Here is a 22,818-nt window from a genome sequence, read left to right on the forward strand (position 1 = left end):
CGCGTCAGTTCAGACCGCCGCCTGTTTCGGGAGTCCATCATGCAGACGCTGTATCCGGAGATCAAACCCTACGCCCGCCACGCGCTGGCAGTCGATGAACCGCATGTCCTGTATGTCGATGAAAGCGGATCTCCCGATGGTTTGCCGGTGATCTTCATTCACGGCGGCCCCGGCGCGGGTTGCGATGCGCTGAGCCGGCGCTTCTTCGACCCCAACCTGTACCGCATTGTCACCTTCGATCAGCGCGGCTGCGGTCGCTCTACGCCCTACGCCAGCCTGGAAAACAATACCACCCGGGATCTGATTGCCGACATGGAGCTGATTCGTGAACGGCTGGGCATCGACAAGTGGGTGCTGTTCGGCGGCTCATGGGGTTCGACTCTGGCACTGGCCTATGCCCAGCAGCATGCACAGCACGTGCACGCGCTGATCTTGCGCGGCATCTTCCTGTGCCGCCCGCAGGACTTCCAGTGGTTCTATCAGGAAGGCGCCAGCCGATTGTTTCCCGACTACTGGGAGGACTATCTGGCACCCATTCCGAAAGAAGAACGTGATGATCTGATGCAGGCTTTCCACAAGCGCCTGACCAGCACCGACGAAATTGCCCAGATGCACGCTGCGCGCGCCTGGTCCGGCTGGGAGGGTCGCACCGCCACGCTGCGCCCGAGCGCACAGGTGGTTGACCGCTTTCATGACCGCGCGCTGTCGATAGCCCGCATCGAGTGCCACTACTTCGTCAACAATGCCTTCCTCGAGCACGACCAGCTGCTGCGTGACATGCCGAAGATCGCCCATTTGCCGGGCGTCATCATCCATGGACGCTACGATGTGATCTGTCCGCTGGACAACGCCTGGGCACTGCACAAGGCCTGGCCGAACAGCGAGCTGCAAGTCATTCGTGATGCCGGGCACGCCGCCGGCGAGCCGGGCATTACCGACGCACTGGTACGGGCTGCCGACCAGATCGCCCATCGGCTGCTGGAACTGCCGCCGGAAGAAGCATGAAGGCCTTGTTGCAGCGGGTGCGCGAGGCGCGGGTGGAGGTCGCCGGCGAAGTGGTCGGCAGCATCGGGCCAGGACTGCTGGTGCTTGTCGGGGTAGAACCACAAGACACTCAGGACAGCGTCTCGAGGATGCTGCACAAGCTGCTGAACTACCGGGTATTCAGTGACGGCGCCGGCAAAATGAATCTGTCGCTCAGGGATGTGGCTGGCGGGCTGCTGCTGGTATCCCAGTTCACCCTGGCCGCCGATACGCGCAGCGGCTTGCGCCCGGGGTTCTCCACGGCGGCACCACCTGCGCAGGGTGAAGCACTATTTGAAAATCTGCTGCAGCAGGCACGCGCGCAACACGCCAGCGTTGCCAGCGGGCGCTTTGGCGCCGACATGCAGGTGCATCTGGTCAATGACGGGCCGGTAACCTTTCTGCTGGAAAACTGACTGCGGCAAGGCTCTACAGCGGCAGCTTCTCGGACGCCAGCAGCACCCGGTTGCGCCCTTCCCGCTTGGCCTGATACAAGGCGGCATCCGCAGCTTGCATCAGTTCATCCAGCTCCTCACCGTGCACACGCCGGTTGGCCAGGCCGGCCGAAAAGCGTACGGTGAGCGGCCCGGCCTTGGTCATTATCGCGCTGGATGAAAACTGTTCGCGCAAGCTTTCTACCCGCGCCAGCGCTTCACGCACATCCAGACCGGTGAGGATCAGCAAGAACTCCTCCCCGCCAATACGGAATACCACATCGGTGCTGCGCAGGCTGGTCTCGAAGAAGTCCGCCACTGCCCGCAACACTTCATCCCCCACCATATGGCCATGGGTGTCATTGAGAATCTTGAAATGGTCGAGATCTATCAGCGCCAGCACCAGCTCGCTATCTTCGCGGCGCGCCCTTGATTGCTCACGGGCAAAAAACTCATCCAGATAGCGCCGGTTGAACAGGCCGGTCAGTGGGTCGTGCAGTACTTGTTCGCGTACTTGCTCATGCAGCCTGGAGATGGTTCTGAGACGCTCCTCACTCACTGCCAGCGCCTGGCTCAGGCGCAGCTCGCTCAGGTGTGGCTGGGTCACGTCGCGCAGATAGAGCATCTGCCCCAGCACGAAGTTACCCACCCTTGCCGAGCGCTCGATCAGACGCCGATGAACTTCGAAAAAACGCGGCGGGTTTTGCAACTCGAGCAACGGCGGTGTAGCGCTTGCCACGCTCTGCGCCAGCAGATCAGTCAGCTGCTGCCCATAAACCGGCCAGTCGGTCAGTCTCTGCCCCTGCCAGCCAGGCTTCATCGCTGCCAGCTGCAATGCCGCCGGATTGGCCTCGATCACTTCCTGCCTGCTGTTGATCACCAGCACAGGGTCAAACAGCACCTTGAGCAGCAAGTGCTGGGCTACCGGCAGCAAGTCAAACATCCGCCCCGCGAAGATCAGAACAACGAAAGTGATGAGCACAAAGACAAAGCTCATGGGCGTCGGATCAAAGCCGAATACCGTCCAGTCGTAATGCACGTAGGCCAAATGAGCAGCCAGAGGCACCGCACTGAGCAGCGCAAAAACCACATAATGCAACCGGTGCCGGCCCTGACCGAGAAATGCGGCACGCAGAACCACCCCGACACTGAGCATCACCAACAGATAGACATAGGCCGAGACCAGAAAAAACAGCGGGCCATGCAGGTAGCGCACGGGAGCTCCAGGCTCGGCGGAAACCGGTCCCGTGTCCGGCAGATAGAACAGCCCATGCCATGAGTTGCTCAGCGCCATCAGCCAGGCCAGCAGTGGCATGACCGACAACGCAGCCAGGCCACGCCTGCCTAGCGGCTTATTCTCGCTGTTGACGTACTGCCAGAGGAACAGCGCCCAGAATGTCGGCGTAGCGACCAGCCCCGGCCAGGCCATGCTGGCCCAGAAAATCTTGCAGGCTGCAGCCTGCGCAGACATTTCAGCCGCCGCAGTCGCCACCCACCAGATGGCGGCAAAGTGCAATAAAGCGAAACCATTACGCCCCGGAAAGTCACGCTGCCTGGTCACCCACAACGACATGAGCAACATGCCAAGACAAAGCAACAGCGCAAAAAGCACAGGTGCGGACAGGCTCCAGCCCGCACTGCAGCTATTCATATGCCATTATTCCATGCTCAACTTTGCAGGTCATAAAACCCCGATGCAGGATTTTCCCGTTGAGGGACTCTGTTCAATCTATCAGAGCAATCAAAAGGCGCAACGCAATATCAACCTGTCTGGCTGGCGCTGCGGAGAACAAACCGCTGTTGTTGCCGGAAGTCTGACAGTTCATTAGGCTACGCCATGAAACCAACCTGGCAGCCTCAGCGCTGCAGTCCCAACCCCAGAGGAACTCCAGATGAACTCTCTTGCCAAACTTCTTGCCGGTGCTGCAATCAGTCTCAGCCTTGTCGCCTGCGTATCCGGCGGCAACAGCTCGGGCGAAATGGAAATTCGCAGCGGCAAGATCGAGCAGATCAACCCGGCGCAAATCACCAGTTCGCATCACACCGGCCTTGGCGCCGTTGTCGGCGGTCTCGGCGGTCTGGCGCTAGGCAGCCTGATCGGCAACGGTACCGGGCGTGATGTCGCCATGGCTGCGGGCGCCATTGGCGGCGCATTTGCCGGTAATGAAGCACAAAAGAACTATGACCAGCCAAAGCCGGGCGAGCAGATCATCGTGCGTCTCAAGAGCGGTGTACTGGTCTCCGTCACACAGCCGGTCAGCAGTGTTCTGCAGGTAGGTGAAGCTGTCTTCGTGGAAGGCTCGGGAACTGACGCACGCGTCGTGCCGCAGTACTGATGACGACTGCCAGGCACCGCAACGGTGCCTGGCAGAAACAACCAGCTCAGACCGGCCTGGTCTGCTCACCCAGCAGCTTTTCAAAGTCTTTCACCGGCATGCCCGGCGCCCACAGAAATCCCTGCCCAAGATCACAGCCCAATGCGACCAGCCGCTCCAGGGTTTGCCTGTTTTCGATACCCTCGGCCAGCACGGTCAGATTCAAGCTGTGCGCCATCTGCACTATGGCGCGGACAATGGCTTCGTCCTGAGGATTTTCCACCAACTGCCGGGTGAAGCTCTGGTCAATCTTCAGTATCTCCACTTCAAAACGCTGCAGATAACCCAGATTGGAATAACCCGTGCCGAAGTCGTCGATCGAGAGGCTTACGCCCCGCCTGCGCAGGCGATCCAGCACCTCGAAAAGGGCTAACGACTCGTCAATGAACAATGACTCGGTAAGCTCCAGCTCCAGCGCACTGGCTGGCAACCCTGAATCCTGCAGGGCTTTGCTTACGACCAGGTCGACATCACCCCGGCGAAACTGCACCGGCGATAAATTCACCGATACCCGCATCCAGGTGAACCCCTGGCGATGCCAGCGCATGGCTTGAGCGCAAGCCTCCTGCAACACCCAGGCGCCGATATCAATGATCAACCCGGTATTTTCGGCAATCGGAATGAAGGTTTCCGGCTTGATCAGGCCGAGCTGCGGATGTTGCCAGCGGATAAGCGCTTCTGCTCCCACCAGCCTGCCACTGACCAGCTCGACCTGCGGTTGGTAGTGCAGCGTGAACTGCTGGTTTGCCAGCGCCGGTCGAATATCCGCTGCGAGCCGCAGGTGTTCGTTGACACTGGCATCCATCTCCTCGTCATAGCAGCGCCAGGCATTGCGTCCGGAGTCTTTGGCCTTGTACATGGCCATATCGGCTTTTTTCAGCAAGGTATCGAAATCACTCCCATCATCCGGCGCCAGCGCTATCCCGAGGGAGCAGGACATCAGCACCTGGTGACCACTGACGGTAAAGGGCATGCTCAGCCGCTCAAGTACCTTCAGCGCCGCACTGGCAGCGTCATCGCGACCATTGACCTCGCCAAGGCTGAGCAGGAACTCGTCACCGCCCTGCCGGCAAACGGTATCCCCGCCGCGAACCACTTCCTGCAGCCGGTTGGCTACCTGACAGAGCAAATCATCCCCTGCCGGATGACCCAGCGAATCATTGATGGTCTTGAAATTGTCCAGATCGAGAAATAACAGTGCCACGTGTCCCTTACTGCGCTGGCTCAATGCCAGTGACTGCTCGAAACGATCGCGCGCCAGCAAACGGTTGGGCAGCCCGGTCAACGGATCATGCCGGGCCAGATGTTCAATCTGCTGCTGCGAATCGCGCACCCGCTGATTTTCCGCTTCAAGTTTGCTCAGGGCATTACGCAAATCACCCGCCAGCAGCCAGCTGGCAAAACCTACCGTTGCAATCACAGCAGCGGCATCAACAATATTCCCCGCCCGCAACGGTGGTACTTTGTTGACATAAATACCCTGAATATTGAGCACACCATTGAGCACAATGTTGGCCAGCATAAAACCCAGCAGCAACAGGAACAGTCGCGCACTGCCCATTAACCCGGCAAAAATCAGTATGCCGCAGTAGCCCAGCAAGGCATGGTCGCGCAAACCCTGATCGATCCACACCAGCAAGGTACCCATGGTGGTCAGAATCACCAGCAGTATGCTGGAAGCCAGTTGCAACCTGCCGGCTCTGGCCATTCGATGGGCGACCAGCAGCAAGACAATGCTCACCAGGGTAATCGTCGACGTTCGCCAGTTTCCTACCAGCAGGTTTTGCAGGGCAACCAGGCCCAGCGTCACGGCAACCGCAAAAATGATCTGACTGATCCGGCGCAGCTGCAGCTCTGTCGAAGCCGAACTGGCAATGAACGAATTGAGCCGAGGCTTTTCCATGGCTGCCCTGTTTTGATTGTCCATCCCAATCCTAGCTCATGAGCTGATAAACGCTTTGCCCGGCAGTAACCGGACGGGCCATGAACTTTATCGGTCATCACGCGTAGTAACACGAACGGAAGCTGCTGCAGAAACCCTGGGCACCCTGAAGCTGGGCCGGATTATTGCCGCGCAAATCTCCAGACAAGCACAATGCACGACTGCCGGGCAAAAAGCGCCGACATAACCAGCAAAAATGGATACGAGCCTGCACTTTCACTTTGCCTGCGCAGTGCATTTCATTATCCACAAACGCGAACTTTTCCTGCTCCAGCCAAGCCGGAATGACTGGCAGAACACATGGTCGCAGCGGTCAGTTGTTCCCTGTCTGGATCGAATGCGTATCCGCTTGCGTCAGCCTTAACCCCTGGCCCGATCAACAGCCCTGGCGGGCCTTGCATTGGCTGAAGTGCAAGCTCAAGGTGAGTGATAGCCGTTGAGGCAATCTTCAGCCCCAGAGAGACAGCTGTCACGGCCAGCGCAGGACAGCTATCATGCGCGCCCCTCCCCAAAAAGCATTCCGCTATGAAACCGCTGCTGATTCTTGGCGCCGAACTAGACCGTACTGATACCTGGATTCGTTACGAGAGCAACATGTGCCATAGCTGCGCATCCAGCTGTTGCACCATGCCCGTCGAGGTGCGTTTCAACGATTTGTTGCGCATGGGACTGGTCGCAGAGTTCGAGCGCAGCGAACCACGCAAAGGTATCGCCAAGCGTCTGCAGAAAGAAGGTATCGTCGAGCGCTACAATCAGAAAAGCGAGATATTCACGCTGGTACGCATGGCCAACAATGACTGCCTGTACCTTGACCGCAAGACGCGGCTCTGCACCATTTATGACAAGCGTCCGGATACCTGCCGCAATCATCCGAAGGTCGGCCCGCGGCCTGGCTACTGCGCGTTCAAACCCAAGACTTGAGCAGCAGTAGCCGACGCCGGCGATGCATCAGTTTATCGGTGCAGCCTGCACGACTTTCTTGTCATCCAGCGCTACCTGACCTTTCGGTTTGATCAGACTGAAGTCGATCAGCGACTTGGGCTGATAGGGATTGCCGATCAGCACCGGGCGTTGCTTGAACTGCGCACTGATCAGGCTTTTGCTCGGATCGAACTCGCCGAAACTCAAACCTGTCAGATCCGCCCAGGTGTGGATCAGGTTGGAACTGCTGTAAGGCCTGCCGAGCTCGGCACGAAAATCGGCCGCCTTGCTCCCCTGCCATTGCCCGGAAGTCCAGACGATGAACGGCACGGTATACATCGGCGAAGTGGGCTTGCCCTCGCTGCGCCCGAGCATGTCATTCTCGGGAGAGTCAAACACCGCCTCGCCGTGATCGGACAGGTACAGCAGCAGGTCCCTTCCGCCACTGCTGGCAAGCTTCTCGATCAGACTGGATACGACAAAATCGTTGTACAAGACCGCATTGTCGTAGCTGTTGTAGGTCGGCAACTGATCGTCCGTCACCCACTCCGGCGCTCCCTGACGATCCTTAAAATGATCGTACTCTTCGGGAAAGCGGTACTTGTAGCTCATGTGCGTACCGAGCAGGTGCACCACGATGAACTTGCGTGGCGCCGGATCGGCCAGCGCCTTGCTGAAGGGCTCCAGCACATCGCCATCATACTGGCGGGTATTCTGTTCGCGGTTGTTGTTCAGATAGACCTGCTCATCGGCCTGCTCGGAAAAAGTCGTGAGCATGGTGTTGCGCTCGGTCATGGTCTGCTGGTTGGTGATCCAGAAGGTCTTGTAGCCCGCCTGTTTCATCAGGTTGACGATGGACGGAGTGGTCAGATAGGCATCCGGATTCTGCTCATCGGCAAACGTCAGCACTTGCTGCAACGCCTCGATAGTGTAGGGGCGCGGGGTAACCACGTTATCGAATACCGCCAGCTGATCACGCATGGCATCCAGCCTGGGCGTCGTAGCCCGCGGGTAACCGTACAGACTCATGCGCTGACGGTTGGTTGACTCACCAAGTACCAGTACCAAAGTTCCCGGCTGATCAGCATGCGCATCGACCAGATTCTTCAGCGGCGGCAATTTGGCATTGGCCGAGAGCAGCTCCTGCATGCTGCTCAACTGCTGGGTATATTGGTGATAACCAACCATCAGCTGCCATGGCGTTACCGTCGAAACGCGCTCCTCGAACTTGGTCAGGCCGATACTGAAACCATCGTTGAACACCAGATGACGGGCCGGATAGCCCAGCGTTGCGATACCGATCAACAGGCTGACGATGATTGCCGAGCGCCCGGGCAGATAGACCGGACGAATTTTGCGCCACAGCAGCCAGGCACCCAGCCCGTAGGCCAGAAATGCCAGCGGCATCCACCAGGCCATGTACTGGCTGAGGTACTCGGCTGACTCGGCCTGGTTGCTTTCGAACATGATGAAAATCACGCTCTGGGAAAAATCCTGGCCGTAAATCAGGTAATAACCAAAGGCCGGCAACGAGCACAGCCACAACAGCCCGCCCAGCACACCTGCTATCTGGCGCGCACGGCCAGGAAACAGCAGCAGCGGGACCAGCCAGAAGCCACTGAGCAGTATGGTCTGCCGAAAGCCGCGCCAGCCGATGCTGTCGGTGGCATACAGGAAAAACTGGGTGACACCGGATATGTACCAGAAAAATAAAAACATCCAGCCAAGGGCTGCCCAGTCAATGCCCTTGCGAGGTAGTTCTGCACGTGCAGCAAGCATTCTCAATCTCCGCGTTTTGGCCAGCAGCGACAACCGACATCGACAACAAGCCTGAAAAATTGGCGATAATTTAACCAGTGCAACGTGAATAAAGTGTCAAATTTACCGCTGCACACACGGAAAACCGCAGCTGCAAGAAAAAGCCCCCGGCAGACTGGCTGGCGGGGGCTTTTTATTCTGGCTAGCGCTTAGTTCTTGCTCGCGCGCTTGCGATCGGTTTCGCTGAGGAACTTCTTGCGCAGGCGGATCGACTTCGGCGTCACCTCACACAGTTCGTCGTCCTGGATGAACTCCAGCGCCTGCTCCAGGGTGAAGCGCACCGGCGGCACCAGCGCGATCACTTCATCCTTGCCGGATGCGCGCATGTTGTCGAGCTTCTTGCCCTTGGTCGGGTTCACGCCCATATCGTTGTCGCGGCTGTTGAGGCCAACAATCTGCCCTTCATAGATTTCCTGGCCGTGCTCGACAAACAGCTTGCCACGCGCCTGCAGGGTTTCCAGCGAGTAGGTCAGCGCCTTGCCGGTAGCTACCGAGACCAGTACACCGTTCTGCCGGCCGGACATATCACCGGATTTCATCGGCGCATAGCGGTCGAAGATGCTGGTGAGGATGCCGGCACCCGAGGTCAGGGTGAGGAACTCGTTACGGAAACCGATCAGGCCACGGGCCGGGATGTTGTACTCCAGACGCACACGGCCCTTGCCATCCGGCGCCATGTTGGTCAGATCACCTTTACGCAACCCCATCTGCTCCATGATGGCACCCTGGGATACTTCCGGCAGGTCGATAGTGACGTTTTCGAAAGGTTCGTGCTTGACCCCGTCGACGACCTTGATGATCACTTCCGGGCGACCGAGGGCCATTTCAAAACCTTCGCGACGCATGGTTTCAATCAGTACCGAGAGGTGCAGCTCACCACGCCCGGAGACCTTGAACTTGTCGGCGCTATCGCCTTCTTCCACGCGCAGGGCCACGTTGTACAGCAGTTCCTTGTCCAGACGCTCCTTGATGTTGCGGCTGGTGACGAACTTGCCTTCCCTGCCGCAGAACGGCGAGTCGTTGACCTGGAAGGTCATGGAAACGGTCGGCTCATCGACGGACAGCGGCTTCATGGCCTCGACATTCAACGGGTCGCACAGGGTGTCGGAAATGAACAGCTGCTCGAAACCGCTGATGCAGACGATATCGCCGGCAGCGGCTTCCTCGACGTCTACGCGATGCAGGCCGTGGTGGCCCATCAGCTTGAGGATACGACCATTGCGACGCTTGCCTTCAGCATCGATCGCCACCACCTGGGTATTCGGCTTGATACTGCCGCGGGCAATGCGGCCAACGCCGATCACACCAAGAAAATTGTTGTAGTCCAGCGCGGAAATCTGCATCTGGAACGGACCGTCACGATCCACTTGCGGCGACGGTACGTGATCGACAATCGCCTGGTACAGCGGCGTCATGTCTTCGGCCATATCGCTGTGGTCCAGACCGGCAATACCGTTCAGGGCCGAGGCATAAACCACCTGGAAGTCCAGCTGCTCTTCGGTGGCTCCGAGGTTGTCGAACAGATCGAAAATCTGGTCCAGTACCCAGTCCGGACGCGCGCCCGGACGGTCAACCTTGTTGATCACCACGATCGGGCGCAGGCCGGCCTGGAAGGCCTTCTGGGTGACGAAGCGGGTTTGCGGCATCGGCCCGTCCTGGGCATCGACCAGCAGCAGCACCGAATCCACCATCGACATCACGCGCTCTACCTCACCGCCAAAATCGGCGTGGCCGGGGGTGTCGACGATGTTGATGTGGTAGCCGTTCCAGTTGATGGCGGTGTTCTTCGCCAGAATGGTAATGCCGCGCTCTTTTTCCTGGTCATTGCTGTCCATCAGGCGCTCGGTGTCGAGTTCGTTACGCTCGAGGGTGCCGGACTGGCGCAGGAGCTTGTCAACCAGGGTGGTCTTGCCATGGTCAACGTGGGCAATGATGGCGATGTTGCGGAGATTCTCGATCACGATGCAGTCTCAACTTGGGATTCTGAAATTCAGCCGCGTATTCTACGCAGCCTTGAGGAAATAAGGGGTTAAAACAGCTTGCGGTCGGGAGGACGCCTGCGGCGCACCTCGGCGAGCCAGCGTGCCGCCCTAGCCCTGCCGATAGACGCGCACATTGGCATGCCCCTCCTTGAGCAGGTGATGAGCATGCAGGCGGCTCATGACGCCCTTGTCGCAATACAGCAGGTACTGGCGGTTGCTATCCAGTTCCTTGAAGCGGCTATTGATCGCATAGAACGGCAGTGACTGTACTTCTATGCCGGGCAAGGCCAGAGGCTGATCCTCGACATCATCCGGATGGCGGATATCAATCACCACCTGTCCGGGCAGTGCCTCGCAGACTTCCTCGACCAGCAGGTCTTCGCCCAGCTCATCAATCACCCGGTCAACGGTAATGCGCCGGACACCGGCAAGCGCCCGCTCCAGCACCGCCATATCGAAATGAGATTCTTCATGCTCGATGCGCCCCGGCTTGGCGCGGGTGGTCGGATTGACCGAAATCACCCCGCAATACTCGGGCATATGCCTGGCGAACTCGGCCGTGCCGATCTGTGTCGCCGTATCAATGATGTCCTGCTTGTGACTGGCCAGCAGCGGACGCAGCACCAGCATGTCGGTAGCGGCGTCAATCACCTTGAGATTGGTCAGCGTCTGGCTGGAAACCTGGGAGATGGCCTCGCCGGTGACCAGCGCATCGATGTGCAGATCCTCGGCCAGACGCGTAGCCGCCCGCAGCATCATGCGCTTGAGCACCACACCCATCTGCCTGTTATCGACTTTTTCCAGTATCTCGCCGAGCACCTCTTCAAAAGGCACGCTGAGAAACAGCACCCGGTGCGAGCTGCCGTACTTCGTCCAGAGAAAGTGGGCGACTTCCATGACGCCCAACTCATGGGCGCGACCGCCGAGATTGAAGAAGCAGAAATGCGTGAGCATGCCGCGACGCATGATCTGGTAAGCCGCCACCGTCGAATCGAAGCCGCCGGACATCAGCACCAGGGTCTGGTCCAGCGAGCCCAGCGGATAGCCGCCTATGCCCTGATGCTGGCGATCGATGATGAACAGACGCTCATCGCGAATTTCCAGACGCACCTCGACCTGCGGATTTTTCAGGTCAATGCCTGCCGCATTGAATTCACGCCGCAGGTGGCTGCCGACAAACGCCTCGACTTCCATCGAAGTAAAGCTGTGTTTACCCGCCCGCTTGCAACGCACGCTGAAAATCTTCCCCGGCAGCAACGCACCGAAATGCTGGCGGCATTTGTCCAGAGTATCGGCAAAGTCGACCAGCGGATATTCATGCACTTCGAGGAAGTGCGCGATACCAGGCATGCAGCACAGCCGCTGATACATTTCAGCCAGCAATTTCGGCTCGCTCAGGCTGGTCAGCAACTCGAGATTGTCCCACTCACCCAGCACCTGCAGCGCAGGATCGAGATCCTTGAGCACCGTGCGCATGTTCTTCGCCAACTGGCGGATGAATTGCTTGCGCACCGGCCGGCTCTTGATGGTGATTTCAGGGAAAACTTTGACGATCAGCTTCATGCAATCCACCGCGCAAGTGCAGCGGCCGAAAAGAGGGGCGCGGATTATAGCGGAAATTGCTCAAGCTTTGATCAAAAACATGCACAAGCCGATTCGCACCAATTAAGAGCGCGCAAAGCGCAAGAGCACCGTTACGGTGCGTATTTGCCTATACATTCAATACCGTCAAGCTACGAAGCCTCTTCCGAAAGGTTGGAGACGGTTATTTCTCTTCTATGGCATGCATTTTGCCTCCTTGCGAGTCAGGTTACTCTGGCGGACTATCCCGCCGGGATTCACCGAATCAATACAAGGGCTCCATAACGGGCTTTATTCCTCAGGAGGAAAACATGTCTAAGACTGTGCAACTGATCAAAGACCACGACGTTAAGTGGGTAGACCTGCGCTTCACCGACACCAAGGGCAAGCAGCACCACGTGACCATGCCCGCCCGCGATGCGCTGGACGAAGAATTCTTCGAAATCGGCAAGATGTTCGACGGCTCCTCCATCAGCGGCTGGAAAGGCATCGAAGCCTCCGACATGATCCTGATGCCGGACGACAGCACTGCCGTGCTGGATCCGTTCACCGAAGAGCCAACCCTGATCATCGTCTGCGACATCATCGAGCCCAGCACCATGCAGGGCTACGACCGTGACCCGCGCTCGATCGCCAAGCGCGCTGAAGAGTTCCTCAAGAGCACCGGCATCGGCGACACCGTATTCGTCGGCCCCGAGCCCGAGTTCTTCATCTTTGACGAAGTGAAATTCAAGTCCGACATCTCCGGCTCGATGTTCAAAATCTACTCCGAGCAAGGTTCCTGGATGTCCGATCAGGACGTCGAAGGCGGCAACAAGGGCCACCGCCCTGGCGTCAAAGGCGGCTATTTCCCGGTTCCGCCATGCGACCACGACCACGAAATCCGTACTGCCATGTGTAATGCCATGGAAGAAATGGGCCTGGTCATCGAAGTGCATCACCACGAAGTGGCAACTGCCGGCCAGAACGAAATCGGTGTGAAGTTCAACACCCTGGTCAACAAGGCTGACGAAGTTCAGACCCTCAAGTACTGCGTACACAACGTAGCTGACGTTTATGGCCGCACCGCGACCTTCATGCCGAAGCCGCTGTATGGCGACAATGGCTCGGGCATGCACGTTCACCTGTCGATCGCCAAAGACGGCAAGAACACCTTTGCTGGCGAAGGCTATGCCGGCCTGTCCGATACCGCGCTGTACTTCATCGGCGGCATCATCAACCACGGTAAAGCACTGAACGGCTTCACCAACCCGTCGACCAACTCCTACAAGCGTCTGGTCCCGGGCTTTGAAGCACCGGTCATGCTGGCCTACTCGGCGCGTAACCGCTCGGCCTCGATCCGTATTCCCTACGTCTCCAGCCCACGGGCTCGTCGTATCGAAGCACGCTTCCCGGATCCGGCAGCCAACCCTTACCTGGCCTTCGCAGCCCTGCTGATGGCTGGCCTGGACGGTATCCAGAACAAGATGCACCCCGGCGATGCCGCCGACAAGAACCTCTACGATCTGCCACCGGAAGAAGCCGCCAACATTCCACAGGTTTGTGGCAGCCTGAAAGAAGCCCTGGAAGAGCTGGACAAGGGCCGCGCGTTCCTGACCAAAGGTGGCGTGTTCTCCGATGACTTCATCGATGCCTACATCGAACTGAAGAGCGAAGAAGAGATCAAGGTGCGCACCTTCGTACACCCACTGGAATACGAGCTGTACTACAGCGTCTAAATCCAGCGCAATGAAAAGCAGGCCTCCTTCGGGAGGCCTCTTTTTTGTCAGCAGGAAAACCACACGACAGACTTGCAAGACAGCCGTACCAGTGTAAGGCTTGGATAAAGCCAAGAGGGGACTCACCATGCGTACACCCATTGCCGCCTGCCTGCTGATGCTTCTGGCACTTCCAGCCAGCGCAGAGATCTATAGCTACACCGACGCCAGTGGCAACAAGGTATTCACCAATCAGCCACCGGACGGCATCAAGACCGAATCCGTAAAGCTGCCGCCAATGAACACCATGGATCCGCCAGAGGTCAGCGCCCCTGCGGATACCACTACATCAACCAGCAGCACCGCCCAAAGCCAGCCATACAATCAGGTGCAACTGACCAACCTGCCGACCGAGGAAGCATTGCGCTCCAACAACGGCACCTTCACCGTCCGCGCAGCGCTGAAACCTGCACTGCGCCCGGGTGACAGCCTGCAACTGCTGCTCGATGGCCAGCCCTACGGCGCGCCGACCAATGTGCCACTGCTGCAACTCAGTGAAATTGATCGTGGCGACCACACGCTGGTTCTGCAGGTGAAGAGCGGTGACCAGGTGGTTCAGGAAAGCGCTCCGGTCAGCTTTACCGTACAGCGCGTTGCCGTTGGCGGCGCCAAACCCGCCCAGCCATTACCGAAACCCCGCAATTGAGCAGACTGGCTTTCACATTTGCTTGCCTTCTGCTCGCCGGAGTTTGCACCCCGGCACTGGCCGAAGTTTTCACCTATGTGGACGCCGATGGCAACCGGGTCTATACCGACCAGCCGAAACCGGGCAATGCCAAGCGCGTGGAAATGGCACCCCTGAACAAGATGCCGGCAGTGAAGCGTCTCAGCCCACCCAGACCCCCTGCAAAAGCACCTGTAGAACCGCCATATCAGGTGCTCAGAATCCTCTTTCCGGCACCAGACAGTGTGGTTGAAGATGCCGCCGGCAACCTGATGGTAACCATCAATAGCGAGCCGGCGTTATTGCCCGGGCACAGCTATCGACTCCTGTTCGACGGCACGCAGGTTGGCCAACCAGGCCGTAGCGCGGTATTTCCCCTGGAAAACCTCGAGCGTGGAACCCATCAGCTGGCAGTGGAAATCATCGACAGTCAGGGGCTGGTAGTCGAACGCACCCCCAGTCAGCCGGTGCATGTACGCCGCGTCTCACTGGACTCCAAGCGCCGCGCACAACCATGCAAGCTCCCCGACTACGGCGTGAGGCCGGAGTGCGCCCTGAAGGACAGACCCGAGCCGGATAACGATATCCCGTTCATTCCGTTTATCTGACGCCCTCGCCAGCATAGGCACCAAATTGGTGCGCGCTGCCATTTTAGCGCCTAAGCTAAGTCTTCCAGAGTACGAACAACACCTGCCGAAAGCCCCGAAGCAGGCTTTTCTGTGCCTGTTTCAATGGATTGCGGAGCAATTGCCAGCATTGGTTTGTTTCTTGCAGGCATGTACATAACAGCACCGTATTAGCGCACGGCTGATCTTCCGACCTACAGGCCAACCCACGGCACCATGACCATCAACGACGCATTGCACCGCTTGCTGCTCGACAACCTGACTACGGCGATCTTGTTGCTTGATGCCGAGCTGCACCTGCAATACATGAATCCTGCCGCCGAGATACTGCTCGCCGTTAGCGGACAGCGCTTTCATGGCCAGCTGGTCAGCGAGCTGTTCAGCGAATCCCCCGAAGCACTGCACTCACTGCAACAGTCTGTGCATTCGGCCAATCCGTTCACCCGGCGTGAAGCCGTACTGCACACCCACAACGGCCAGCAGCTGACGGTTGACTACGCCGCCACCCCGCTCCACAACCGCTCGGCTACCTACCTGTTGCTGGAAATCCTGCCGCGCGATCGCTTGCTGCGTATCACCAAGGAAGAAGCCCAGCTGTCCAAACAGGAAACCACCAAGATGCTGGTGCGCGGCCTGGCCCACGAGATCAAGAACCCGCTGGGTGGTATCCGCGGCGCCGCTCAGCTGCTGGCGCGCGAGCTGCATGAGCCGGGGCAGAAGGATTACACCGACGTCATCATCGAAGAGGCCGATCGCCTGCGCAATCTGGTGGATCGCATGCTCGGCTCCAACAAGCTGCCATTTCTGGCCCCCGCCAATATCCACGAAGTGCTGGAACGCGTCTGCCAGCTCGTTGATATGGAGAGCCAGGGCGGCATCACCCTGATTCGCGACTACGACCCGAGCATTCCGGACGTAATGATTGATCGCGAACAGATGATCCAGGCAGTGCTGAACATCGTGCGCAACGCCATGCAGGCGCTGGCCAGCGCCAACCCGCCAGTAGAAGGCCGCATTACCCTGCGCAGCCGGGCGCTGCGCCAGCTCACCATCGGTCATAACCGGCACCGCCTGGCGTGCAAGGTCGAGATTATCGACAACGGTCCGGGGATTGCCGCCGAACTGCAGGAAACCATTTTCTACCCGATGGTCAGCGGCCGTGCCGATGGCACCGGCCTGGGCCTGGCCATCGCCCAGAACATCATCAGCCAGCATCAGGGCCTGATCGAATGCGAGAGCCAACCCGGCAATACCGTCTTCAGTCTGTACCTGCCGCTTGAACAAGGAGCAACAAACCCATGATTCGCAGCGAGTCCATCTGGGTCGTCGATGATGACCGTTCCATCCGCTGGGTCCTGGAAAAGGCGCTGCAACAGGAAGGCATGTCAGTGCAGACCTTTGACAACGCCAACAGCCTGCTCAGCCGCCTGGAACATCAGCAGCCGGATGTGATCATTTCCGATATCCGCATGCCCGGCCCGAGCGGTCTGGATCTGCTGGCGCAACTGCGCGAAAGATTCCCGCGCCTGCCGGTGATCATCATGACCGCGCACTCCGATCTGGACAGTGCCGTGGCCTCCTATCAGGGCGGTGCGTTCGAATACCTGCCCAAGCCGTTCGATGTCGATGAAGCCATTGCTCTGGTCAAGCGCGCTTGTCAGCATGCCCGTGAACAGGAAGGTGGCGTCGCGCCGGCAACGCAGGCAACCACCCCGGAAATCCTCGGTGAAGCACCGGCCATGCAGGAGGTGTTCCGCGCCATCGGCCGCCTCTCCCACTCCAACATCACCGTGCTGATCAACGGCGAGTCAGGCACCGGCAAGGAACTGGTGGCCCAGGCCCTGCACCGCCACAGCCCGAGGGCCAGAGCCCCGTTCATCGCCCTGAACATGGCCGCCATTCCCAAGGACCTGATGGAGTCGGAACTGTTCGGCCATGAAAAAGGCGCCTTTACCGGCGCGGCCAGCTTGCGCCGTGGCCGCTTCGAGCAGGCCGATGGCGGCACGCTGTTTCTCGATGAAATCGGCGATATGCCGGCCGACACCCAGACCCGCCTGCTGCGTGTGCTGGCTGACGGCGAGTTCTACCGGGTTGGCGGGCACACCCCGGTCAAGGTTGATGTACGCATCATTGCCGCCACCCACCAGAACCTTGAAGGTCTGGTGCAGGACGGCAAGTTTCGCGAAGACCTGTTCCACCGTCTGAACGTCATCCGCATTCACATTCCGCGACTGTCGGACCGCCGCGAGGACATTCCGGCGCTGACCCGGCACTTTCTCAGCCGTGCCGCCCAGGAACTCAGCGTCGAGCCGAAACTGCTGAAAAAGGAAACCGAGGAATACCTCAAGCAGCTGGCCTGGCCGGGCAATGTGCGACAACTGGAGAACACCTGCCGCTGGATCACGGTGATGGCTTCAGGGCGGGAGGTGCATGTAAATGACCTGCCACCGGAGTTGCTCCAGCAGCAGCCCGACAGTCCCGCCGATGCCGGCTGGGAACAGGCCCTGCGGCAATGGGCCGATCAGGCGCTGGCACGCGGCCAGGGCAACCTGCTGGATGTGGCCGTGCCGGCCTTTGAACGGATCATGATCGAGGTCGCCCTCAAGCATACCGCCGGCCGCCGCCGGGATGCCGCGCTGCTGCTGGGCTGGGGGCGCAATACGCTGACGCGCAAGATCAAGGAACTGGAGATCATGATCGACGGCGACGACGAGGATGGCGGAGACGCCTAGCGGTACGCGCCGCTATACGGTTAGGCTATCGGCCCGCCGTTCCGGCGCCAGTCCGGAGCGGCACCCCGTTTGGCCAACCTTCTTACTGCGGATCCGAAGATGTTCCATATCGTGCTGTTCGAACCGGAAATTCCGCCCAATACCGGCAACATCATTCGCCTGTGTGCCAACACCGGCAGCCAGCTGCACCTGATCGAGCCGCTGGGTTTCGAACTGGATGACAAGCGCCTGCGCCGTGCCGGGCTGGACTATCATGAATACGCGCAACTCAAGCGACACCGGAACCTGCCCGACTGCCTCGCGGAGATTGGTGGTCAGCGCCTGTTCGCCTTTACCACCAAAGGCAGCCACTGCTACGCCGAAGTCGATTACCAGGCGGGCGATATTTTCCTGTTCGGCCCCGAGAGCCGTGGACTGCCGGTAGCGATTCGCGAAAGCGTGCCCTGCGAGCAGCGCCTGCGCCTGCCGATGCGTCCCGAGTGTCGCAGCCTGAACCTGTCGAATGCGGTGGCCGTGGTGGTTTACGAAGCCTGGCGGCAGCACGGCTTCGCCTGAAATGGGCATGGCCGAGCCTGCGCGCTGTTCACTGCTGCGCGCTTGAGCGCCAGGTCAGCCATACACGCAAATCGAACTCCAGCTGCTGGTAGCCCGGCAGCATGTGCTCGCACAGTTTGTAGAATGTCTTGTTGTGCTCGAATTCGCGCAAATGCGCCAGCTCATGCACCACGATCATGTTGAGGAACTGTGGCGCCGCCTCGCGAAACACGGCGGCGATGCGGATTTCCTTCTTCGCCCTGAGGTTGCCGCCCTGCACCCGTGACACAGCCGTATGCAGGCCCAGGGCATGTTTCACTACATCCAGCTTGCTGTCATACAGGACCTTGTCCAGCCCCGGCGCGTTACGCAGATACTCCTGCTTGATCTGCATGGCATAGGCGTACAGCGCCTTGTCACTCTGTACCCCGTGCTGCTCGGGGTAACGCTGCTGCAGGTAATCGCCCAGCCGGCCCTGCTCCAGCAGCAGGCTGACCTGCTGCAGCAGGTTGGCGGGATAGCCGCGCAGGTATTTCAGGGCTGTGGCCATGGTTCCAGGGACTCACATCTCTCGCAAGGCGGGCTAACGCCCTGCCTGCATAAAATACAAAAGCCCGCCGGAGCGGGCTTTTGTCATGGCGCCGGCCTTAATTGACCTTGGCAGCCAGCTCACCACTGGCGTAACGCTGGAACATGCCTTCCAGGGAGATCGGCTTGATCTTCGAGGCATTGCCGGCGGTGCCGAAGGCTTCGTAGCGGGCGATACAGATATCGCGCATGGCTTCCACGGTTTTGCCGAAGAACTTGCGCGGATCAAACTCGCTCGGCTGCTCGGCCATCATCCGGCGCATGGCGCCGGTCGAAGCCAGACGCAGGTCGGTGTCGATGTTGACCTTGCGCACACCGTGCTTGATGCCTTCGACGATTTCTTCCACCGGCACACCGTAGGTTTCCTTGATGTCGCCGCCGTACTGGTTGATGATCGCCAGCCACTCCTGCGGCACCGACGACGAGCCGTGCATCACCAGATGGGTATTGGGGATGCGCGCGTGGATCGCCTTGATCCGGTCGATCGCCAGAATGTCGCCGGTCGGTGGTTTGGTGAACTTGTAGGCGCCATGGCTGGTGCCGATGGCGATGGCCAGGGCATCCACCTGGGTGCGCTTGACGAAATCCGCCGCTTCTTCCGGGTCGGTGAGCATCTGGCTGTGGTCCAGCGTGCCTTCGGCGCCAACACCGTCTTCCTCACCGGCCTGACCGGTTTCCAGACTGCCCAGGCAACCCAGCTCACCTTCGACCGACACGCCGCAGGCGTGGGAGAAAGCCACGGTTTCCTGGGTGACGCGCACGTTGTAGTCATAGTCGGCCGGGGTCTTGCCATCGGCTTTCAGCGAGCCGTCCATCATCACCGAGCTGAAGCCCAGCTGGATCGAACGCTGGCAGACATCCGGGCTGGTACCGTGATCCTGGTGCATGCACACCGGGATATGCGGGAATTCTTCGATCGCCGCCAGAATCAGGTGCCGCAGGAACGGCGCACCGGCGTATTTCCGAGCCCCGGCCGAGGCCTGCACGATCACCGGCGAGTCGGTTTTGTCCGCCGCCTCCATGATGGCGCGCATCTGCTCGAGGTTGTTGACGTTGAAGGCCGGTACGCCGTAACCGAATTCGGCGGCGTGATCGAGCATCTGACGCAGACTGATAAGTGCCATGTTGCCTGTCTCCCGTAAGGGTTGGTTAATTCGTGGCAACCGCCTGCAGCGGTTGCATGTCAATTATTCGGGCTGGGCCTTGCAGTTACGGCCAAAGATGGTGTGACCGTTGATCGCATAGACTTCGGCGTGATCGCCCTGCAGCACAAAGGCCAGCTCGCTGTCGCTGTAGAGTTCGCCATTATCGCCCGGCATGCGCTTGAGTACATGCAGCATATCGCCGGCACCTACGCGCACCTGCACGCTCTGGCCGTCAGCGCCATCGGGGCGCCAATAGACTTTGGCCTGCGAGTCACAAATCCATTCGTTCCATGCGCCTTGCGGCTCCGGTTGAATCTCGAAGGAGCAGGCACTCAGCAGGCTCAGCGTCATCAATAACAGATACTTGGCCATCTTGCCTCCCCGGAGTGGCAACCTGCTGCGCAGTTTGCCAGCACAAAAAACTTAACCTTTGGCCCGTGTTTCCAGCACTTCCACAGCCGGCAGCACCTTGCCTTCAACAAACTCGAGGAAGGCACCGCCACCGGTGGAGATATAGGAAATCTGCGCGCCTACGCCATATTTGTCGATAGCTGCCAGCGTGTCACCACCGCCGGCAATGGAGAATGCCGGACTGGCCGCGATGGCTTCAGCCAGCACCTTGGTGCCGTTGCCAAACTGGTCGAATTCGAACACCCCGACCGGGCCGTTCCACAGGATGGTTCTGGCCGCCTTGAGCAGCTCGGCAAACTGCAGCGCCGTTTGCGGACCGATATCGAGAATCATGTCGTCTTCGGCAACATCCGCTACCAGCTTGACCGTGGCCTGTGCATCCTCAGCGAAGGCCTTGGCCACCACCACATCCACCGGCAGTGGCACGCTGACCCTGGCCGCAATGGCTTTGGCGGTATCCAGCAGATCCGCCTCATACAGCGACTTGCCCACCGGCAAGCCGGCCGCTGCCAGGAAGGTATTGGCGATGCCGCCGCCGACGATCAGCTGGTCGCAGATCTGTGCCAGCGAGTTCAGCACATCCAGTTTGGTCGACACCTTGGAGCCGGCAACAATCGCTGCCATCGGTTTGGCCGGATTACCCAGTGCCTTGCCCAGCGCCTCCAGCTCAGCAGCCAGCAACGGGCCGGCGCAGGCGACCTTGGCAAATTTGGCCACGCCGTGGGTCGATCCTTCGGCGCGGTGTGCCGTGCCAAAGGCATCCATGACGAACACGTCGCACAGCGCCGCATATTGTTGCGCCAGTTCGTCGGCGTTCTTCTTTTCACCCTTGTTGAAGCGCACGTTCTCGAACAGCACCAGCTCGCCGGCCTTGACCTCGACACCGCCGAGGTAGTCGGTAACCAGCGGCACTTCACGGCCCAGGGCTTTGCCCAGATAGGCGGCTACCGGCGCCAGGCTGTTTTCAGCACTGAATTCACCCTCGACCGGACGCCCCAGGTGCGAGCAGACCATCACGGCAGCGCCTTTCTCCAGAGCCAGTCTGATGGTCGGCAGGGCAGCGAGGATGCGTGCATCACTCTTCACCACACCGTCTTTCACCGGCACGTTGAGGTCTTCACGGATCAGTACGCGCTTGCCGGCAAGGTCAAGGTCGGTCATTTTCAGAACGGTCATGGCAGCAGTCCTTCTCGGGGCTGATTAAACAGATTTTGTGGATACAGCAAGAAAGTGTTCGGCGACATCGAGCATGCGATTGGCAAAGCCCCACTCATTGTCGAACCAGGCCAGCAGATTGACCAGCCGCGGGCCGGACACGCGGGTCTGGCTGCCATCGACAATCGCCGAATGGGCATCGTGGTTGAAATCACAACTGGCATGGGGCAATTCGGTGTAGTCCAGCAGGCCTTTCAGCGCGCCTGACACACTGGCCGCGCGCAACAGCTGATTGACTTCCGCCGCCGTGGTGTCGCGGGCAGTCTGCAGGGTGATATCCAGACAGGAGACATTCAGCGTTGGCACCCGAATGGCCTTGGCCTGGATGCGGCCGTGCAGTTCCGGCAGCAGCCGTTCGATACCCCGCGCCAGCCCGGTTGAAACCGGAACCATCGACTGAAAAGCCGAGCGCGTGCGGCGCAAGTCTTCGTGGTGATAGGCGTCAATCACCGGCTGGTCATTCATCGCCGAGTGCAGCGTGGTGATCGAAACCTGCTCCAGTCCAATTGCCTGGTTCAGCACCTTGAGCAACGGTACGCCGCAGTTGGTGGTACAGGAGGCATTGGATACCAGACGCTCGCGGCCGCTCAACTGCAGCTGGTTGATGCCGTAGACGATGGTGGCATCCACATCCGCAGCGCTGGCCATCGGCTGCGACAACAGCACCCGCGGTGCGCCGGCATGCAGAAAGCGTTCGGCCTGGGCACGGGTGGTGTACTGGCCGGAACACTCGATCAGCAGATCGATATCCAGCGCCGCCCAGTCGATCGCTTCCGGCGTGCTCTGGCGCAGCACCTTCACGCAGTCGCCGTTGATATGCAGGCAGTCACCAGCGACCTTCACCTCGCCGGGGAAGCGCCCGTGAGTGGAGTCGAAACGGGTCAGGTATTCGATGCTGGCCTGATCGGCCAGGTCGTTCAGGGCAACAATCTCGATCGCGCTGCCAGCGCCCCGCTCATGCAACGCGCGCAACACACAACGGCCAATACGGCCGTAACCGTTGAGGGCAATGCGATAGGGGCGGTGAGTGTCAGGCATATTCGGCACGGTAGCGGTCAACCTGCAGGAGC

At 59.5% G+C, this 22,818-nt stretch carries 20 protein-coding genes; 10 read left to right on the forward strand and 10 right to left on the reverse strand.

All coding sequences use genetic code 11. The features are described 5' to 3' along the window. Positions 1 to 39 precede the first annotated feature (39 nt). A complete protein-coding gene (gene pip, locus BLT89_RS14830; protein ID WP_090197068.1) occupies positions 40 to 1,005 on the forward strand; it encodes a prolyl aminopeptidase in 966 nt (321 codons plus the stop codon). Continuing rightward, positions 1,002 to 1,439 (forward strand): D-aminoacyl-tRNA deacylase, encoded by a 438-nt coding sequence (dtd, locus tag BLT89_RS14835; protein WP_090197070.1) that lies wholly within the window; start codon positions 1,002 to 1,004, stop codon positions 1,437 to 1,439. The genes pip and dtd overlap by 4 nt, the downstream gene beginning before the upstream one ends. A gap of 13 nt (positions 1,440 to 1,452) precedes the next feature. Here dtd and BLT89_RS14840 read toward each other — a convergent pair whose 3' ends face one another. Further along, positions 1,453 to 3,108 carry a histidine kinase N-terminal 7TM domain-containing diguanylate cyclase gene (locus BLT89_RS14840; protein WP_090197071.1) on the reverse strand — a complete coding sequence of 552 codons (1,656 nt, stop codon included), beginning with the start codon at positions 3,106 to 3,108 and terminating at the stop codon, positions 1,453 to 1,455. 241 nt (positions 3,109 to 3,349) lie between these two features. Here BLT89_RS14840 and BLT89_RS14845 point away from each other — a divergent pair, with 241 nt between their 5' ends. After that, positions 3,350 to 3,793, forward strand: a complete 444-nt coding sequence (locus BLT89_RS14845; RefSeq protein ID WP_090197074.1) for a glycine zipper 2TM domain-containing protein — start codon at positions 3,350 to 3,352, stop codon at positions 3,791 to 3,793. Between the two features lie 46 nt (positions 3,794 to 3,839). Here BLT89_RS14845 and BLT89_RS14850 read toward each other — a convergent pair whose 3' ends face one another. Further along, a complete protein-coding gene (locus tag BLT89_RS14850; RefSeq protein WP_172829140.1) occupies positions 3,840 to 5,735 on the reverse strand; it encodes a putative bifunctional diguanylate cyclase/phosphodiesterase in 1,896 nt (631 codons plus the stop codon). 564 nt (positions 5,736 to 6,299) lie between these two features. Here BLT89_RS14850 and BLT89_RS14855 point away from each other — a divergent pair. Continuing rightward, positions 6,300 to 6,695 carry a YkgJ family cysteine cluster protein gene (locus BLT89_RS14855; protein WP_090197078.1) on the forward strand — a complete coding sequence of 132 codons (396 nt, stop codon included), beginning with the start codon at positions 6,300 to 6,302 and terminating at the stop codon, positions 6,693 to 6,695. A gap of 27 nt (positions 6,696 to 6,722) precedes the next feature. Here BLT89_RS14855 and cptA read toward each other — a convergent pair whose 3' ends face one another. The 3 genes from cptA to thiI form a co-directional block, all read right to left on the reverse strand. After that, positions 6,723 to 8,474 (reverse strand): phosphoethanolamine transferase CptA, encoded by a 1,752-nt coding sequence (gene cptA / locus BLT89_RS14860; protein ID WP_090197080.1) that lies wholly within the window; start codon positions 8,472 to 8,474, stop codon positions 6,723 to 6,725. A 188-nt stretch (positions 8,475 to 8,662) separates the two neighbouring features. After that, positions 8,663 to 10,474: a translational GTPase TypA gene (gene typA / locus BLT89_RS14865; protein WP_090197084.1), complete on the reverse strand. Its 1,812-nt coding sequence runs from the start codon at positions 10,472 to 10,474 to the stop codon at positions 8,663 to 8,665. A 129-nt stretch (positions 10,475 to 10,603) separates the two neighbouring features. Beyond that, positions 10,604 to 12,058: a tRNA uracil 4-sulfurtransferase ThiI gene (thiI, locus tag BLT89_RS14870; protein WP_090197087.1), complete on the reverse strand. Its 1,455-nt coding sequence runs from the start codon at positions 12,056 to 12,058 to the stop codon at positions 10,604 to 10,606. A 329-nt stretch (positions 12,059 to 12,387) separates the two neighbouring features. Here thiI and glnA point away from each other — a divergent pair, with 329 nt between their 5' ends. The 6 genes from glnA (at position 12,388) to trmL (ending at position 18,410) form a co-directional block, all read left to right on the forward strand. Next, positions 12,388 to 13,794, forward strand: a complete 1,407-nt coding sequence (gene glnA, locus BLT89_RS14875) for a glutamate--ammonia ligase (protein ID WP_090197090.1) — start codon at positions 12,388 to 12,390, stop codon at positions 13,792 to 13,794. A gap of 127 nt (positions 13,795 to 13,921) precedes the next feature. Continuing rightward, positions 13,922 to 14,479, forward strand: coding sequence for a DUF4124 domain-containing protein (locus tag BLT89_RS14880; RefSeq protein ID WP_090197092.1), 558 nt, complete (start codon positions 13,922 to 13,924; stop codon positions 14,477 to 14,479). Then, positions 14,476 to 15,105: a DUF4124 domain-containing protein gene (locus BLT89_RS14885; RefSeq protein ID WP_231975029.1), complete on the forward strand. Its 630-nt coding sequence runs from the start codon at positions 14,476 to 14,478 to the stop codon at positions 15,103 to 15,105. The genes BLT89_RS14880 and BLT89_RS14885 overlap by 4 nt, the downstream gene beginning before the upstream one ends. Positions 15,106 to 15,339: 234 nt before the next feature. Further along, on the forward strand, positions 15,340 to 16,425 hold the full coding sequence (glnL, locus tag BLT89_RS14890) for a nitrogen regulation protein NR(II) (RefSeq protein WP_090197095.1): 1,086 nt from the start codon (positions 15,340 to 15,342) through the stop codon (positions 16,423 to 16,425). Beyond that, positions 16,422 to 17,855 (forward strand): nitrogen regulation protein NR(I), encoded by a 1,434-nt coding sequence (gene ntrC, locus BLT89_RS14895; protein ID WP_090197097.1) that lies wholly within the window; start codon positions 16,422 to 16,424, stop codon positions 17,853 to 17,855. The genes glnL and ntrC overlap by 4 nt, the downstream gene beginning before the upstream one ends. A gap of 99 nt (positions 17,856 to 17,954) precedes the next feature. Continuing rightward, positions 17,955 to 18,410, forward strand: a complete 456-nt coding sequence (gene trmL / locus BLT89_RS14900; protein ID WP_090197100.1) for a tRNA (uridine(34)/cytosine(34)/5-carboxymethylaminomethyluridine(34)-2'-O)-methyltransferase TrmL — start codon at positions 17,955 to 17,957, stop codon at positions 18,408 to 18,410. 28 nt (positions 18,411 to 18,438) lie between these two features. Here trmL and BLT89_RS14905 read toward each other — a convergent pair whose 3' ends face one another. From BLT89_RS14905 to epd, 5 genes are all read right to left on the reverse strand, one after another. Next, positions 18,439 to 18,939 carry a YgjP-like metallopeptidase domain-containing protein gene (locus BLT89_RS14905; protein ID WP_090197103.1) on the reverse strand — a complete coding sequence of 167 codons (501 nt, stop codon included), beginning with the start codon at positions 18,937 to 18,939 and terminating at the stop codon, positions 18,439 to 18,441. A 97-nt stretch (positions 18,940 to 19,036) separates the two neighbouring features. Further along, complete coding sequence (gene fba, locus BLT89_RS14910; protein ID WP_090197106.1) at positions 19,037 to 20,101, reverse strand: class II fructose-bisphosphate aldolase; 1,065 nt, start codon at positions 20,099 to 20,101, stop codon at positions 19,037 to 19,039. A 63-nt stretch (positions 20,102 to 20,164) separates the two neighbouring features. Further along, entirely contained in the window at positions 20,165 to 20,494 is a 330-nt protein-coding gene (locus tag BLT89_RS14915) for a hypothetical protein (protein ID WP_090197109.1), read from the reverse strand. Positions 20,495 to 20,545: 51 nt separating this feature from the next. Beyond that, the gene (locus BLT89_RS14920; protein ID WP_090197112.1) at positions 20,546 to 21,709 is read right to left on the reverse strand and encodes a phosphoglycerate kinase; all 1,164 of its coding nucleotides are present in this window, start codon (positions 21,707 to 21,709) and stop codon (positions 20,546 to 20,548) included. A gap of 24 nt (positions 21,710 to 21,733) precedes the next feature. Beyond that, positions 21,734 to 22,786, reverse strand: coding sequence for an erythrose-4-phosphate dehydrogenase (epd, locus tag BLT89_RS14925; RefSeq protein WP_090197114.1), 1,053 nt, complete (start codon positions 22,784 to 22,786; stop codon positions 21,734 to 21,736). Between the last annotated feature and the right edge of the window lie 32 nt (positions 22,787 to 22,818).

Origin of the sequence: Pseudomonas pohangensis (genome assembly GCF_900105995.1) — a bacterium.
Taxonomy (GTDB): Bacteria; Pseudomonadota; Gammaproteobacteria; order Pseudomonadales; family Pseudomonadaceae; genus Aquipseudomonas; species Aquipseudomonas pohangensis.